The sequence below is a fragment of the Acrocarpospora catenulata genome (genome assembly GCF_018476525.1).
In the GTDB taxonomy this organism is placed as follows: domain Bacteria; phylum Actinomycetota; class Actinomycetes; order Streptosporangiales; family Streptosporangiaceae; genus Acrocarpospora; species Acrocarpospora catenulata.
In genome coordinates this window covers 1-15,192 of the sequence record NZ_JAHCST010000105.1, presented here as the reverse complement: position 1 = coordinate 15,192, position 15,192 = coordinate 1, and the positions used below count along the sequence as shown (strand labels likewise).

The window sequence follows — 15,192 nt, the reverse complement described above, 5'->3', positions numbered from 1 at the left end:
CCAAATCGAGTTCCTGGTAGATGGTGGCGATGCCCTGCCGCATGGCCGCGGTGGGGTTGGACAGCCGGACCGGCTGCCCCCCGAGCAGGACCTCACCGGAATCGGGCTGGTGAGCACCGGCCAGCACTTTGATCAAGGTCGACTTGCCCGCGCCGTTCTGGCCGAGCAGGCAGTGCACCTCACCGGCGCGGACGTCCAGGTCCACACCGTCCAGCGCACGAACCCCGGGGAACTGCTTGACGATCCCCCGCATCAGCAGAAGTGATGCGTTATCCGTCTGTTCCCGGCTTATGTCTTCCATATTTCCGGATGCTAGAGACGACTTATGCTGACGGTCAAGCAAAAGTCGATGGCATGATGTCATAATGAGATCTGGAATCATCAGATGAGGCGAAAGGAGGCGAGGTTGACTCAGGGCATGCTGAGCGAGCCCACCGGTTCCGTCACAGGAGCGGGAGCCCTGCTCTCGATCTTGCGTGATGGCCAGGCCCGGACCCGGGCGGAACTCGTGCAGCTGACAGGGCTGGCCAGATCCACGGTGTCGCAGCGGCTGGACGCGCTGCTCAGCCATCAGTGGATCGTGCCCGCCACCGACGCGATCTCCTCCGGGGGCCGTCCGGCGACGGCTTTCGCCTTCAACCAGGGGGCCCGGGTGGTGGCGGCGGCGGACCTCGGGGCCACCCACGCGCGCGTCGCGGTCACCGACCTCGCCTCGAACGTGCTCCTCGAACGTACCGCCGACCTGCCCATCGACCGCGGGCCTGAGGCCACCCTCGCCTGGCTGGTGGAAACGCTGCAGGGGCTGCTCGATGAGACCGGCGGCCAGCTCTGCGGGGTCGGAGTGGGCCTGCCGGGGCCGGTGGAGCACTCCACCGGGCGGCCGGTGAACCCGCCGATCATGCCGGGCTGGGACGGCTTCCCGGTGCCGGAATGGCTGGGCCAGCGGCTCGGCGCGCCGGTGCTGGTGGACAACGACGTGAACATCATGGCGCTGGGCGAGCACTGGGCCCGGTCCGAGGTGGAGCACCTGGTCTTCGTCAAGATCGGTACGGGTATCGGCTGCGGCATCATCTCCGAACGCCGCCTGCACCGGGGGGCGCAGGGCGCGGCGGGGGACATCGGGCACATCCGGGTCACCTCCGACCGTGAGGTGGTCTGCCGGTGCGGCAACACCGGGTGCCTGGAGGCGGTGGCCGGTGGCGCCTCGATCGCCGGGCAGCTGACCGCGGCCGGGGTTCCCGCCGCCAACAGCCGGGACGTGGTGGGCCTGGTGCGGGCCGGCAACACGCAGGCGGTGCAGCTCATCCGGCAGGCCGGCCGGGAGGTCGGCGACGTGCTGGCCTCCATCGTGAACTTCTTCAACCCGTCGGTGATAGTGATCGGCGGCGACATCGCCGAGGCGGGCGAGCACGTGCTGGCCGGGGTCCGCGAGGTCATCTACAGCCGGTCGCTGCCACTGGCCACCCAGCACCTGAGCATCCGGGCGACCGAGCTCGGGGACCGGGCGGGCGTCATCGGGGCCGCCGTGATGGTGATCGAGGCGGTGCTGGCTCCCGAGGCCGTCGACCTCACGGTCAACAGCTGAGAGCGCTCTCACCAGCCAGCTTACGGACTATTGACTCGACGGCAACACGGTAGCAACAATGTGGGCGAACGTCTCTAGCTCCGCAGCAATGGCACGCTGACCCAGGAGAGAGAGCGCTCCCTCATTGGCGCGTTCGGCGCACGCGCCCAGTCCCGAAAGGACCGTCGTGCGCTCATCACCGCGCCTGTTATCCCGCGTACTTCTGTGCGCCTTACTCGCCCTGGCGGGGGTGACGGTGGCCTCGCCGCCCGCGCTCGCCGCCCCCGACTTCACCGTCCTGGTCTTCTCCAAGACCGCCGGGTTCCGGCACAGCTCGATCGGTCCCGGCATCACCGCCATCCAGCAGCTCGGCACCGCCAACAACTTCGCGGTGGAGACCACCGAGGACGCGGCCCAGTTCACCGACGCCAACCTGGCCAGGTACAAGGCCGTCATCTGGCTGTCCACCACCGGTGACGTGCTCAACGCCACCCAGCAGAGCGCCTTCGAGCGGTACATCGCGGCCGGTGGCGGCTACGTCGGCGTACACGCCGCCGCCGACACCGAGTACGACTGGCCCTGGTACGGCGGACTGGTCGGCGCCTACTTCGCCTCGCACCCGGCGCCCCAGCAGGCCACGGTGAAGGTGGCCGACCGCTTCCACCCGTCCACCGCGCACCTGCCGTACCGCTGGAGCCGGTTCGACGAGTGGTACAACTACCAGACCAACCCGCGCGGCAAGGTGCACGTACTGGCCACCCTGGACGAGTCCAGCTACACCGGCGGCGGCAACGGCATCGACCACCCGATCGCCTGGTGCCAGAACTACGCCGGCGGCCGGTCCTGGTACACCGGCGGCGGCCACACTGACGAGTCGTACGCCGAGACCAACTTCCGGCAGCACCTGCTCGGCGGGATCCGCACCGCGGCCGGGTTCGTGCAGGGCGACTGCGGCGGCACCGTGAACTCCAACTTCCAGCAGGTCACTCTCGCCAAGGGCGTGGCCGAGGTCGGCGAACCCATGAGCCTGACCGTGGTGCCCGACGGCGGGGTGTTCCACACCGCCAGGAACGGGACGGTGCGCTACACCGACTTCGCGGGCAACACCAAGGTCGCCGGCAACCTGGCCGTCTACACCCACGACGAGGAGGGCCTGCAGGGCATCGCGGCCGACCCCGGGTACGCCACCAACCGGTGGATCTACCTGTTCTACGCGCCACCGCTGTCCACCCCGGCGGGCGACGCGCCCAGCTCCGGCACCGCCGCCGATTTCGCGCCATTCAACGGGGTCAACCGCCTGTCCCGGTTCACCGTCCGGGCCGACAACACCATCGATATGGCCACCGAGCGCGTCGTACTGGACGTGCCGACCAGCCGCGGCATGTGCTGCCACGTCGGCGGCGACCTCGACTTCGACGCGGCGGGCAACCTCTACCTGTCCACCGGCGACGACACCAACCCGTTCGACTCGGCCGGGTACTCCCCGATCGACACCCGGGCCGGCCGCAACCCGGCCTACGACGCGCAGCGCACCAGCGGCAACAGCAACGACCTGCGCGGCAAGGTGCTGCGGATCAAGCCGACCGCCTCGGGCAGTCCGGCGTACACGATCCCGGCGGGCAACATGTTCGCGCCCGGCACGGCCAACACCCGGCCCGAGATCTACGCGATGGGCTTCCGCAACCCGTTCCGGATGAGCGTGGACAAGGCCACCGGCGTCGTCTACCTGGGCGACTACGGTCCTGACGCGGGCACCGCCGACCCGAACCGGGGACCGGCCGGGCAGGTGGAGTTCGCCCGGATCACCGCGCCGGGGTTCTTCGGCTGGCCGTTCTGCTCCAGCTTCAACGACGCCTACAACCAGTACACCTTCCCGTCGGGGCCGTCCGGGGCCAAGTTCGACTGCGCGGGCGGGCCGACCAACAACTCGCCCAACAACACCGGCATCACCAAGCTGCCGGCGTCGCAGCGCGGCTGGATCCCGTACACCGGCTCCACCCCGCCGGAGTTCGGCGGCGGCGGCCTGTCGCCGATGGCCGGGCCGGTCTACCGGTGGGACGCCAACTCCACCTCGGCCATCGCGTTCCCGCGCTACTTCGACGGCACCTTCTTCGCCGGTGAGTTCGGCCGCCGGTGGATCAAGAACGTGACCATCGACAACACCGGGGCGCCGCTCACCATCACGCCGTTCCCGTGGAGCGGCACGCAGATCATGGACATGGAGTTCGGCAAGAACGGCGCCCTGTACGTCCTGGACTACGGCACCGGCTGGTTCAACGGCGACGCCAACTCCGGCCTCTACCGCATCGAGTACGCCCGCAACGGCCAGGCCCCGCAGCCGGTGGCCAGCGCCAACCGCACCTCGGGCCTGGCGCCGCTGGCCGTGACGTTCTCCTCGGCGGGCACGGTCGACCCCGACGGTGACCCGATCACCTTCGCCTGGGACTTCGACGGCAACGGCACCACCGACTCGACCGCGGCCAACCCGTCCTACACCTACACCGCGAACGGCACCTACAGCGCCACGCTGACCGTACGGGACAGCACCGGGAAGACCGGTACGGCCAGCGTGGTCATCGTGGTCGGCAACACCGCCCCCACCGTGGTCGTCAACACCCCGGCGGACGGCAAGGTGTTCTCCTTCGGGGACGCCATCCCGTTCACGGTGACGGTGACCGACCCGCAGGACGGCACCATCGACTGCGCCAGGGTCAAGGTCAGCTACATCCTCGGCCACGACTCGCACGGCCACCCGCAGACCAGCGCCAACGGCTGCACCGGCACGCTGCAGACCAGCGCCGACGGCGAGCACGACACGGCGGCGAACATCTTCGGCGTGATCGACGCGGAGTACACCGACCTCGGCGGCGGCGGCCAGGGCCCGCTCACCACGCACACCCAGGCGGTGCTCCAGCCGAAGATCCGGCAGGCCGAGCACTACGGGAACATGAGCGGGGTGCAGATCAGCACCCCGGCCAGCGCCAACGGCGGCCGGGCGGTCGGGTACATCGAGAACAACGACTGGATCTCCTTCAAGCCGTACAACTTCACCGGGGTGACCTCGTTCACCGCCCGGGTCGGGGCGCCGACGGCGGGCAACACGCTGGAGTTGCGGGTCGGCTCGCCGACCGGGCAGCTGATCGGCTCGGCGACGGTGCCGGCCACCGGCGGGTACGCGGTCTTCCAGAACGTGACCGGGGCGATCACGGCACCGGCCGGAACCCATGAGCTGTTCCTGGTCTTCAAGGGCACCGGCACCGGCCTGTACGACCTCGACGAGTTCACCCTCAACACCGGACCCGTCGTGTCGCCCTCGCCGTCCCCATCGCCGTCCCCGTCACCCTCGCCCAGCCCGTCGCTCTCTCCCCCGACCGGCACCAACCTGGCGCTGAACAAGCCGGTCACGGTGACCAGCGTCGAGGGGGCGTACGTGGGCGCGAACGCGGTGGACGGCTCGGCCACCACCCGGTGGTCCAGCCTGTTCAGCGACCCGCAGTCGATCACGGTCGACCTCGGGCAGAACTACAACATCAACCGGGTCCGGCTGAACTGGGAGGCGGCCTACGGTTCCGCGTACCAGATCCAGACCTCGACCGACGGCACCACGTTCACCACGATCAAGTCGGTGACCGGGGAGAACGGCGGCATCGACGACCACACCGGCCTGTCAGGAACGGCGCGGTACGTCCGGATCAACGGCACCACCCGCGGCACCGCCTACGGTTACTCCCTCTGGGAGTTCGAGGTCTACGGCACCCCCCTGACCACCTCGACCAACGTGGCCCTCAACAAGACCGCCACCGCGTCCAGCACGGAGGCGGCGGACTACGGGCCGGCCAAGGCGGTGGACGGCTCGGGCACCACCCGGTGGTCGAGCGCGTTCTCCGACCCGCAGTGGATCCAGGTGGACCTGGGCCAGACCTACACGATCAACCGGGTCAGGCTGAGCTGGGAGGCGGCCTACGGGTCGGCGTACCAGATCCAGACCTCCGCCAACGGCACGACCTGGACCACCATCAAGACGGTCACCGGTGAGAACGGCGGTATCGACGACCACACCGGCCTGAACAACTCGGCGCGGTACGTCCGCATCAACGGCACGGCCCGCGGCACCGCCTGGGGCTACTCGCTCTGGGAGTTCGAGGTGTACGCCTGACCTGACCACAGAGGAGCCCCGGCAGCCACCTGCCGGGGCTCTTCCGTCAGGCTGTTGGCTGCGTTCTCTAAGCGCATTCTTATGCGGGCCGCCTAGAACTGTGTCATGGACACATCCCTTCCCGCGGAGGTGTTGGTCGTCGATGACGAGCGGAGCATCCGCGAGCTGCTGTCGGAGGCGCTGATCCTCAACGGCTTCAGCGTGCGGACCGCCTCGTGCGGGCACGCGGCGTTGCAGGAGATCGGGCGGGCGCGGCCCGACATCGTCGTGCTGGACGTGATGCTGCCCGACGTCGACGGCTTCTCGGTGGCGCGCAGGCTGCGCGAGGTGGCAGGCAACCCGCCGGTGCTGTTCCTGACCGCGAAGGACACGGTGGCCGACCGCATCGCCGGCCTCACCGCCGGGGGCGACGACTACGTCACCAAGCCCTTCAGTCTGGAGGAGGTGGTGTTGCGGCTACGCGCGATCCTGCGTCGCATCCGACCGCCGCAGGAGCAGGCCGACGACGACGCGGTGGTGCGGTACGCGGACCTGGAACTCGACGAACTGGCCCACACCGTACGGCGGGCGGGGCGGCCGATCCATCTGTCTCCGACGGAGTTCGCCCTGCTGCGCTATCTGATGATCAACGCTGACCGGGTGGTCAGCAGGACGCAGATCCTGGAACGGGTGTGGGACCACGGGTTCGACAGCGACAGCCGGATTGTCGAGTCCTACATCAGCTACCTCCGACGCAAGATCGACACCGAGGGTCCGTCGCTGATCCACACCCTGCGCGGTGTCGGCTACCGCCTGTCCCGATCGGCGTGATGCGGGCCGGCCGTCCCTGGCCGCTGCGGCTGCGGTTGCTGGCGGCCCTGCTGGGCCTGTCCGCGCTGGGACTGACGGCTTTCGCAGTATCCGGCGTACTGGTGCTGGAGCGGTCGTTGCTATCCCGGGTGGACACCCAGCTTCGCGACTTCGCCATGACCGCCGGGCGGCGCCCGCCGCCTGCCGCGCAGGCCCGGCCACCGTCGGTCCTGGAGCTGCCGAGCCAGTTCCAGGTCACCTTCTACTCCCCCTCCGGCGCCCCGGTGCGTCAGATGCCTGCCGGTTCCGCCGACGGACCGGCCATCCCCGCCGCGGATCTCTCCGCCGCCTCGCGCCGGCCCTTCACCGTGGCCGGGCGGTCGGGCGGACCGGAATGGCGGGTTCTGGTGGAGGGCCTGCCGTCCGGTGAACGGGTCGCCGTGGCGATGTCGCTGGAGTCCACCGCGGCGACCGTACGGCAGCTGCTGATCATCGAGGTGGTCGCCGGCGCGGTGGTGCTGACGCTGCTCGGCGCCCTGGCCTGGGCCGTGGTACGCCTGGGGCTCGGCCCGCTCACCAGGATGGAGCGCACCGCCGAGGCCATCGCGGCCGGGGACATCGACCGCCGGGTCGCCGACGCCGATCCGCGCACCGAGACCGGGCGGCTCGGCCAGGCGCTGAACACGATGCTGGAGCGGCTGGCCTCCGCGCTGCGCGCCCGGGAGCAGTCCGAGCGACGGCTGCGGCGCTTCGTCGCCGACGCCTCCCACGAGCTGCGCACCCCGTTGACCTCGATCCGGGGCTTCGCCGAGCTGTACCACCACGGGCAGGAGGCCCGCGATCCGGTGGCCGAGCGGCTGCTCGGCCGGATCGAGAACGAGGCGCGGCGGATGGGCGTGCTGGTGGAGGACATGCTGCTGCTGGCCCGACTGGACCGGGAGCCGATGCTGGAGCACAGCATGGTCGACCTGCGCGTGCTGGCGGGGGACGTGGTGCACGCCGCGCGTGCCCGCGACCCCGGGCGGCCGATCAGGCTGGAGGTCCCGGCCGAACCGGTGTTCGTGCTCGGCGACGAGCATCGCCTGCACCAGGTGATGGCCAACCTGGTCGGCAACGCGATCACGCACACCGCCGGCGGCACACCGGTACACGTGACGATCGCCCACCGGTCCACCGACACCGCCGTGGTGGAGGTACGCGACGAGGGCGAGGGAATCGATCCCGAGCATCTGCCGCACGTCTTCGACCGCTTCTACCGGGCCGATCCCGGCCGCACGCGCGCCCACGGCGGCACCGGTCTTGGCCTGGCCATCGCCGCCGCCCTGGTCGAGGCGCACCAGGGCCGGATCGAGGTGGCGAGCGCTCCCGTCCGGGGGACGACGTTCCTGGTCCTGCTGCCCGCCCAGCGGCCGCCGGGCGGCTAGGACACCGGTCGTTCACCTCTGGTTTGTCAGTGGTTCACACATTACTCCCAGCTTCGTGCTGTCAGATGTGCGCTGACACGAAAGGAGGGACATGCTGCAAAGATTTCGCCGGCAGTCCATCTTCGGACGTCAGCGCCCCGAATCGACGGCATCGGCCGTGACATCGGCGGCGGACGGTGACGCCGGTCACCGGCTGCGCGCGCCGAGCAAACTGCACGCCTTCAACCGCTACGAGATCAAGTACCTGATCGACGTCGAGCAGGTAGCCGAGTTGAAGGAGGAGATGGATCGCCGCCTGGACCGCGACCGGCACTGCCCGGAGGAGGGGTACCACATCTGGAGCGTCTACTACGACACCCAGCGGCTCCGCTTCTACTGGGAGAAGATCGAGGGCCTGAAGTTCCGCCGCAAGCTGCGCATACGCCACTACGGTGACCGGTTCTCCATCACCGGGGAGACGCCGGTCTTCGTCGAGATCAAGCAGCGCGTCAACCGGGTCACCCAGAAGCGCCGGGTGAGCCTGCCGTACGCTGACGCGCTGCGCCTGTGCGACGGACGGCAGATGGTCGAGTACGAGCAGGGCCAGCGGGCCTTCCTGGAGGAGGTCCTCGACCTGGTCTGCCGGTTGGAGCTGCGTGCCACGACGATGACCGGCTACACCCGCCACGCCTACCTGGGACGCGGCGCCGATGTCGGCCTGCGGGTCACCTTCGACCGGCGCGTCCGGGGCCGCGACCGCGACTTCCACCTGGGCGCCGACGCCGAGAACCGGCTCATCGTCCCGGCCCGTAAGGCGATCATGGAGGTGAAGGCCAACGAGCGCGTGCCGTACTGGCTCACCGACCTGGTCGCAGCCAGGAACCTGCAGGTGGTGCGGGTGTCCAAGTACTGCCAGAGCGTGGAGGCCTACGGGCTGGCGCCGCGCTCGATCTTCCACCTTTCCGACGACCATTCCCTCGGCCGCGCCCGGCCACTGGCCCGTACGGAGGCCTGAACCCCATGGACTTCACTTTCCAGGACCTGTCCGGCACGTTCAGCGTGGCCGACATCGCCATCGCCATGACGCTGTCGTTCGTGCTGAGCGCGATGATCGGCTGGGTCTACCGGGCGACGCATCGCAACGTCTCCTACAGCCAGTCCTATGTCCAGACCCTGGTCATCCTCGGCATGCTCATCTCACTGATCATGCTCGTGGTCGGCTCGAACATCGCCCGCGCGTTCGCCCTGGTCGGCGCGCTGTCGGTGGTCCGCTTCCGCAACGCGATCAAGGAAACCCGTGACGTCGGGTTCATCTTCCTGGTGATGGGCGTCGGCATGGCCGTCGGCACCCGTTTCTACCTGCTGGCCGTGGTCGCGGGCGTGGCCATCTCACTGATCATCATGATCATGAGCCGGTTCAACTGGTTCCAGCTCAACGTGCGCCGCCAGGTGGTCAAGGTGCAGGTCCCCGCGGACGAGGACTACACCCACGCCATCCAGGACGTGCTGGTACGGCACACCGACGAGTTCGAGCTGGTCAGCATGGAGTCCGTCCGGGCGGGCGCGCTGACGGAGCTGATGTACACGGTGAAGATCAAGAAGGGCCACGAGCCGGCGGACCTGCTCACCGAACTGCGCGATCGCAATCACGGGCAGTCGGTCACGGTCCTGACCGGATACGACCAGACCGACCTCTGACCGGCCATGGCGCACCTGAAGCATCGCATCCCGGTCGCACTCCGGCAGAACTGGAAGGTGGTCGCCGCGTGCGGGGTGTTCCTCGCGCTCTGCGCGGGGGTGTTCGGCAGCGGCACGATTCGCCCGTACATCACCAGCGTCCGCGCCGCCTCCGGCGAGACGGTCATCACCGACCTGGCCGGTGGCACGGACCTGTTCGACCCTTCGACGCCCCACGACGTGAAGATCACTTTCACCGACGCGGCGTACCAGGACATGTTGAGCGAGTACTTCAAGAGCGGGGAGAAGAACTACGTCGAAGCCGACCTCGTCATCGACGGCACCACGATCCCGAGCGTGGGCGTCCGGCTCAAGGGCAACTCCACGCTGATGGGGCTGACCTGGAAGGGCGAGTCCCGCGTGCAAGGCCGTGCGGGACCCGGCGGTGGCCAGGCGCCCGAAGGTTTCCAACCGCCTGACGGTTTCCAACTGCCCGAGGGTTTTCAGCCGCCTGACGGGTTCCCCGAGGGCTTTGCGCCCCCGGACGGCACGCAGCAGCCCCAGCCGCAGACCACCGCCGACCCTGAGGGCGGCCAGGACCGTGGCCCCGGAGCGGGATTCGGCGGAATGGCGCGTGCGTCGCTGAAGGCCGAGGAGCCGGAGAACCTGCCCTGGCTGATCAGCTTCGACGAGTTCGTGGAAGGCCGCCGCTACCAGGGGCACAGCCAGATCGCCGTGCGCCCGGCCTCGATGGGCTCCGCGACGCTGCTCAAGGAGTCGCTGGCGATCTCCATCGTCGACGCGTCCGGCGAGCCGTCCCAGGGGTACGCCTACAGTTCCTTCACCGTCAACGGCCGCTCCTCGGCCCCCCGGCTGCTGGTCGAGTACCTGGACGAGGGGTACGCCGAACGGCTCGGCGACGGTGTGCTCTACAAGTCCCTGGCCTCCTCCACCTTCTCCTACAAGGGCGAGGACCAGACCGGGTACGTCACCGACTTCAAACAGGTCAACCGGAAGGGCGAGCAGGACCTCCAGCCGGTGATCGACCTGATCAAGTGGGTGGAGCAGTCCTCGGACGAGGAGTTCGCCTCCGGCCTGGCGTCCAGGTTGGACGTGGAGTCCTTCGCCCGCTACCTCGCGCTGCAGAACATGCTGCTGAACTTCGACGACATGGCGGGCCCGGGGCGCAACTACTACCTGTGGTACGACCTGAACACCAAGAAGTTCACAGTGATCAACTGGGACCTCAACCTCGCCTTCAGCGGCGACGCAACCGCCGGCCCGGACGACACCATCGGCATGGGCGGTATGGGCGGCATGCCCGGAGGCGACCGCCAGCCGAGCCCTGACGGGCAGGCGCAAGACCAGGATCAGCGCCAGGCCCGGGGCGGCTTCGGCGGCATGCGTATGGGGCACGCCCTGAAGGACCGCTTCCTGAAGACACCCGCCTTCAAGGAGATCTACCAGAAGCAGTACCAGAGCCTCTATCAGGAGCTTCTGGCCACCGGCAAGGCCGGCACCCTCCTGGATCAGGCGCTCGCGTCTTACAAGTCCAACCAGGGGGCCGACGCCGAGGAGGCCCAGAAGGAGGCCACCTCCCTGCGCACCACACTCGCGACCCGCACCGAAGCCCTGGGCGAGGCGTTGGTCAAGTAGGCGAAGGCGGGCTTGAGCGGTACGACGTTCAAGCCCGCCATCACAACGAAGGGCTAGAGCATCGCCTTCAGGGAGGCGCCGGCCTGTTCGCCGAGGGTGGTCGGCTGGAGGTAGGGCTGTTCGGCCATGATGGCGTCCCAGTTGTCGCGGATGGACTCCAGGTTCAGGTCGTCGGTCCGCCAGCCGGGGCCTTCGGCGACGAACACGCGGGCGACCCTGCCGCCGCCCACGCTGAAGACCTCGCCGCTGGACGGACAGGTCTCGTGGGCCAGGAAGGCGACCAGCGGGCTGATGGCGGCCACGGTGAACTTGCTCTCGAACTCGGCGGGCAGCAGAGCCTCGGTCATCCGGGTCCAGGCCACCGGGGCGATCGCGTTGACCTTGATGTTGGCGCGGGCGCCCTCGATGCCGAGGGTCTTGGTCAGGCCGACCAGGCCCATCTTGGCGGTGGAGTAGTTGGCCTGGCCGAAGTTGCCGAACAGCCCGGCGGGCGAGGAGGTGTTGACGATCCGGCCGTACCCCTGCTCCTTCAGGTACGGAAAGGCCGCCCGGCTGACCAGGAAGGAGCCGCGCACGTGCACCGCCAGCACGGAGTCGAACTCCTCCACCGACATCTTGCCGAACGACTTGTCGCGGAGGATGCCGGCGTTGTTGATCACGATGTCGATCCGGCCGAAGGCGTCGATCGCGGCCCGGACGACGGCCTCGGCGCCCTCGGGGGTGGCGATGTTGTCGGCGTTGGCGACCGCCTGGCCCCCGTTCTTGACGATGAGCTCGGCCACCTCGGCGGCCGGTCCGGCCGAGGCGCCGGAGCCGTCCAGCGCGCCGCCGAGGTCGTTGACCACGACCAGGGCCCCGCGTTCGGCGAGCAGCAGCGCGTGCGACCGGCCGAGCCCGTGCCCGGCACCGGTGACCACCGCGACCTTCCCGTCGAACCTGAGATCGGCCATTGACCCTCCCAAAGAGAATATTGTTCTAGTCAGACGCATCCTACCAACGAGGAACCCGCCCTTGGAGAGCCGCGCGGACTCCTTCCGCGACAGCCCGCCGGTACGCGACCGGGTGGTGGCACCATTGGCGCAGCCGGGATGGTCATTGATCAAGGCCCCTTGGGGCCCACAAATGGGTCGTTGCGGATAGTGATCGGGCGAGTAAGTTTCTGCTATAGTTTCGGCTTCCGCTCGGGCGTGGGGTCAGCGGCGGCAGCTTTCCAGGTGTACGGCCTCCGCCCTTCCCTCACCCCGCTGGAGGCCCCGCATGGCCCCTCTGCGCGTGGTCCAGTGGGCCACCGGAGCTCTCGGCGGCTACGCCCTACGCAGCGTCATCACCCGCCCGGAGTTCGAGCTTGCGGGGGTCCTGGTCTACGACCCGGACAAGGCGGGGGTGGACGCCGGCTCCCTGGTGGGTCTGGACCCGATCGGCGTGACCTGCACCGACGACGTGGAGCGGGTGCTCGCGCTGGACGCCGACTGCGTGCTGCACATGCCGCTGCCGGCCGCGTACTTCGGGGGCAACCACACCACCGACGTGGAGACCATCTGCGCCCTGCTGGCCTCCGGCAAGAACGTGATCACCACCACCGGGTTCGTCTACCCCGCGGCGTACGGCCAGGGCGTGGTGAACCGGATCGAGGCCGCCTGCGCGGCCGGGGGCACCACCCTGCACGGGACCGGGATCAACCCCGGCTTCATGAGCGACCTGCTGCCGCTCACCCTGACCGGGCTCTCCTCCCGGCTGGACCACATCTACGTGCGCGAGTCCTCCGACTACCGGGGGCACCCGTCCCGGCAGATCGTCACCGACCTGATGGGGTTCACCCGGTCGGCCAAGGACTACGCGCTGGCGGTCCGGCCGTTCCGCGCCTTCCAGCGTGCCCTCTTCGCGGAGAGTGTGCAGCTGGTCTGTACGGCGCTGGACGTGCGGCTGGACGAGATCGAGGAGTCCGACCAGTTCGAGCTGGCCACCGAGGAGTTCGAGATCGCCGCGGGGACGGTGCTGCCCGGCACGGTCTGCGCCTCCCGGTGGACCTTCAGCGGGCTGGTCAGGGGGCGGCCCTTCATGACCGTCGAGTGCGTCTACAAGGCCGACGCCACCAAGGTCAGCCGGTGGCCCGACCCCGGCTTCGCCATCCACATCGAGGGCCGCCCCACCATCGCGCTCACCATCGAGGAGGTCAGTTACGGCCTGGCCGGAGCCGCGGCCCACGCGGTCAACTCCATCCCCGCGGTCTGCGCGGCCGCACCCGGCATCCGCACCCTGCTGGACCTACCACTCCGCACCGGCCGAGGCACCGCCCGCCTGGCCTGACACCGCCCCCTAACGACGGCCCTCGTGTTGGCCCCTAGCGCTGATCTCGCGCATTAGTCCTCGCGTTGGCCACTAACGCCGGCCTTCGCGTTGACCCCGCGCGGGCAGTACACCTAGCGCTCGCCCTCGCGTGGGCGGAAGTCGCCGAACCTGCCCTGGTGGTAAATGAGTGGTGAGTCCGTCCCGGGGCCGCTGGTGGCGATCACCAGGCCCACCACCAGGATGTGGTCGCCGACCTCGGCGGTGTGGTGCGCACGGCAGACCAGGTGGCGGGCCACTCCCGCGAGTAACGGCACCTCCCCGGGACCGGGCGACCACTCGGTGTCCGCGAACCGGTCCACGCCCTTGCGGGCGAACCGGGAGGCGAGCTCGGACTGATGCCCGGCCAGCACGTTGACCGCGAAGTGCTCGGCCTGGCTGAGCGCCGGCCAGGTGGTGGAGGTCTGGTCCACGTAGAAGGAGACCAGCGGCGGCGAGAGGCTGACCGAGGTGAACGAAGTCGCCGTCAGCCCGACCGGGACGCCCCCGGGCCGCGCGGTGACCACGACCACCCCGGCCGCGTGCGCCCCGAGCGCCTGCCGGAACTCCTCCGCCCCCACCGCACGGGAGTCCGCCTCCCCCACCGCGCGAGACTCCGCCGCGATGGTCATGCCGGCACCCCCGTCCAGGCAGCCAGCTGCGGCGCCACCCGGTCGGCCCAGGCGGCGAGCAGCTCGTCCAACTCGGGGATGCGCGACTCCAGCACGGCCAGCCCCGGCGTGGGCACCACCGCGCCCAGCTCCACCAGTAGCGGCCGCAGGTGCACCTCCACGGCGAGTGAGTGCTTGGGGTCGCCCAGCACCAGCAACGGCACCGCCGCCTTCCCCGCCAGCGCCTGGTGCGGCAGCCGGTCCAGGAACGCCTTCAGCAGGCCCGTGTAGCTCCCCTTGTACGTCGGGCTGGCCACCACCAGCACACTGGCGTCCCTGACCAGCTCCAGCGCCACCTCCACGCCAGGGGACGGCTCCGGCGAGAAGATCTGCGAGGCCAGCCCCGCCAGGTCGACGGTGTCCACCTCGGCCGAGGGGAACAGCCGCCCGCCCAGGACCTCGGCCGCCCGCGCCGCGACGGCCAAGGTCCTGGACCCGCCTCTGGGGTTGCCGACCAAGGTGACAATGGTCATGACGCCACCGCCAGGACGTCTCGAGAGATCACGCAGCCGGTCATGTGGTCCTCCAAGTGCTCAACCGGCGCCCGAACGCGCCCCGAACCCGACCTCTCGGCGCCCCCGCCCGCGGGACCGCCTCCTCCTCTTCGGCCTCGTCGTCCGGCAGGTCATACCAGTACACGTCACCCGGAAATTCCACATCCAACGACTCGCCCACCGAAGCACCTTTTGTCTCGTTTGACGGGCTCACCCCACCAAGCTAGACACGCCGCCCCCTTAAAGTCAATATTCCCTACTTGATATACATGGAAATCACAGATCGCCCCCACAACTCCAGGCACCCAGCCCCGACCGAAGGGCAAGGGGGACAACCACGGCAACCATCCTTCGCGCCGCAGAGCGGCAACCAACCCTCCCGGCGGAGCCGGTCCGGACCCGAAGGGTCAGACGGGTGGGTGGGTGGGAGACCCACGGCAACCATCCGTCCCGGCGG

At 69.3% G+C, this 15,192-nt stretch carries 12 protein-coding genes; 8 read left to right on the top strand and 4 right to left on the bottom strand.

What is annotated here, in order from left to right; all coding sequences use genetic code 11:
- On the bottom strand, positions 1-253 hold a 253-nt coding region (locus tag KIP79_RS44980; protein ID WP_250214902.1), incomplete at its 3' end, for an ATP-binding cassette domain-containing protein.
- A gap of 165 nt (positions 254-418) precedes the next feature.
- Here KIP79_RS44980 and KIP79_RS44975 point away from each other — a divergent pair.
- The 7 genes from KIP79_RS44975 (at position 419) to KIP79_RS44945 (ending at position 11,245) form a co-directional block, all read left to right on the top strand.
- On the top strand, positions 419-1,585 hold the full coding sequence (locus tag KIP79_RS44975) for an ROK family protein (RefSeq protein WP_250214904.1): 1,167 nt from the start codon (positions 419-421) through the stop codon (positions 1,583-1,585).
- Positions 1,586-1,751: 166 nt separating this feature from the next.
- Positions 1,752-5,720: a ThuA domain-containing protein gene (locus KIP79_RS44970; protein WP_214111208.1), complete on the top strand. Its 3,969-nt coding sequence runs from the start codon at positions 1,752-1,754 to the stop codon at positions 5,718-5,720.
- A 105-nt stretch (positions 5,721-5,825) separates the two neighbouring features.
- The gene (locus KIP79_RS44965; RefSeq protein WP_214111207.1) at positions 5,826-6,530 is read left to right on the top strand and encodes a response regulator transcription factor; all 705 of its coding nucleotides are present in this window, start codon (positions 5,826-5,828) and stop codon (positions 6,528-6,530) included.
- Positions 6,530-7,933: a sensor histidine kinase gene (locus KIP79_RS44960; protein ID WP_214111206.1), complete on the top strand. Its 1,404-nt coding sequence runs from the start codon at positions 6,530-6,532 to the stop codon at positions 7,931-7,933. Before KIP79_RS44965 ends, KIP79_RS44960 begins: the two co-directional genes overlap by 1 nt.
- Before the next feature lie 91 nt (positions 7,934-8,024).
- Positions 8,025-8,927 carry a polyphosphate polymerase domain-containing protein gene (locus tag KIP79_RS44955; RefSeq protein WP_214111205.1) on the top strand — a complete coding sequence of 301 codons (903 nt, stop codon included), beginning with the start codon at positions 8,025-8,027 and terminating at the stop codon, positions 8,925-8,927.
- Positions 8,928-8,932: 5 nt separating this feature from the next.
- On the top strand, positions 8,933-9,610 hold the full coding sequence (locus tag KIP79_RS44950; RefSeq protein ID WP_250214901.1) for a DUF4956 domain-containing protein: 678 nt from the start codon (positions 8,933-8,935) through the stop codon (positions 9,608-9,610).
- Positions 9,611-9,616: 6 nt separating this feature from the next.
- Positions 9,617-11,245 (top strand): CotH kinase family protein, encoded by a 1,629-nt coding sequence (locus tag KIP79_RS44945; protein WP_214111204.1) that lies wholly within the window; start codon positions 9,617-9,619, stop codon positions 11,243-11,245.
- 53 nt (positions 11,246-11,298) lie between these two features.
- Here KIP79_RS44945 and KIP79_RS44940 read toward each other — a convergent pair whose 3' ends face one another.
- A complete protein-coding gene (locus KIP79_RS44940) occupies positions 11,299-12,195 on the bottom strand; it encodes an SDR family oxidoreductase (protein ID WP_214111203.1) in 897 nt (298 codons plus the stop codon).
- A 307-nt stretch (positions 12,196-12,502) separates the two neighbouring features.
- Here KIP79_RS44940 and KIP79_RS44935 point away from each other — a divergent pair, with 307 nt between their 5' ends.
- Positions 12,503-13,552 carry an NAD(P)H-dependent amine dehydrogenase family protein gene (locus tag KIP79_RS44935; RefSeq protein ID WP_214111202.1) on the top strand — a complete coding sequence of 350 codons (1,050 nt, stop codon included), beginning with the start codon at positions 12,503-12,505 and terminating at the stop codon, positions 13,550-13,552.
- Between the two features lie 113 nt (positions 13,553-13,665).
- Here the strand turns inward: KIP79_RS44935 and KIP79_RS44930 are convergent, their stop codons facing one another.
- Both KIP79_RS44930 and KIP79_RS44925 read right to left on the bottom strand, forming a co-directional pair.
- A complete protein-coding gene (locus KIP79_RS44930) occupies positions 13,666-14,202 on the bottom strand; it encodes a flavin reductase family protein (RefSeq protein ID WP_214111201.1) in 537 nt (178 codons plus the stop codon).
- Positions 14,199-14,714, bottom strand: coding sequence for an NADPH-dependent FMN reductase (locus KIP79_RS44925; RefSeq protein ID WP_214111200.1), 516 nt, complete (start codon positions 14,712-14,714; stop codon positions 14,199-14,201). The genes KIP79_RS44930 and KIP79_RS44925 overlap by 4 nt, the downstream gene beginning before the upstream one ends.
- Positions 14,715-15,192: the final 478 nt, after the last annotated feature.

Coding starts and splice junctions, on each gene's coding strand:
- KIP79_RS44975 (WP_250214904.1), top strand. CDS start 419: ATGCTGAGCGAGCCCACCGGTTCCGTCACAGGAGCGGGAGCCCTGCTC.
- KIP79_RS44965 (WP_214111207.1), top strand. CDS start 5,826: ATGGACACATCCCTTCCCGCGGAGGTGTTGGTCGTCGATGACGAGCGG.
- KIP79_RS44960 (WP_214111206.1), top strand. CDS start 6,530: ATGCGGGCCGGCCGTCCCTGGCCGCTGCGGCTGCGGTTGCTGGCGGCC.
- KIP79_RS44955 (WP_214111205.1), top strand. CDS start 8,025: ATGCTGCAAAGATTTCGCCGGCAGTCCATCTTCGGACGTCAGCGCCCC.
- KIP79_RS44950 (WP_250214901.1), top strand. CDS start 8,933: ATGGACTTCACTTTCCAGGACCTGTCCGGCACGTTCAGCGTGGCCGAC.
- KIP79_RS44945 (WP_214111204.1), top strand. CDS start 9,617: ATGGCGCACCTGAAGCATCGCATCCCGGTCGCACTCCGGCAGAACTGG.
- KIP79_RS44940 (WP_214111203.1), bottom strand. CDS start 12,195: ATGGCCGATCTCAGGTTCGACGGGAAGGTCGCGGTGGTCACCGGTGCC.
- KIP79_RS44935 (WP_214111202.1), top strand. CDS start 12,503: ATGGCCCCTCTGCGCGTGGTCCAGTGGGCCACCGGAGCTCTCGGCGGC.
- KIP79_RS44930 (WP_214111201.1), bottom strand. CDS start 14,202: ATGACCATCGCGGCGGAGTCTCGCGCGGTGGGGGAGGCGGACTCCCGT.
- KIP79_RS44925 (WP_214111200.1), bottom strand. CDS start 14,714: ATGACCATTGTCACCTTGGTCGGCAACCCCAGAGGCGGGTCCAGGACC.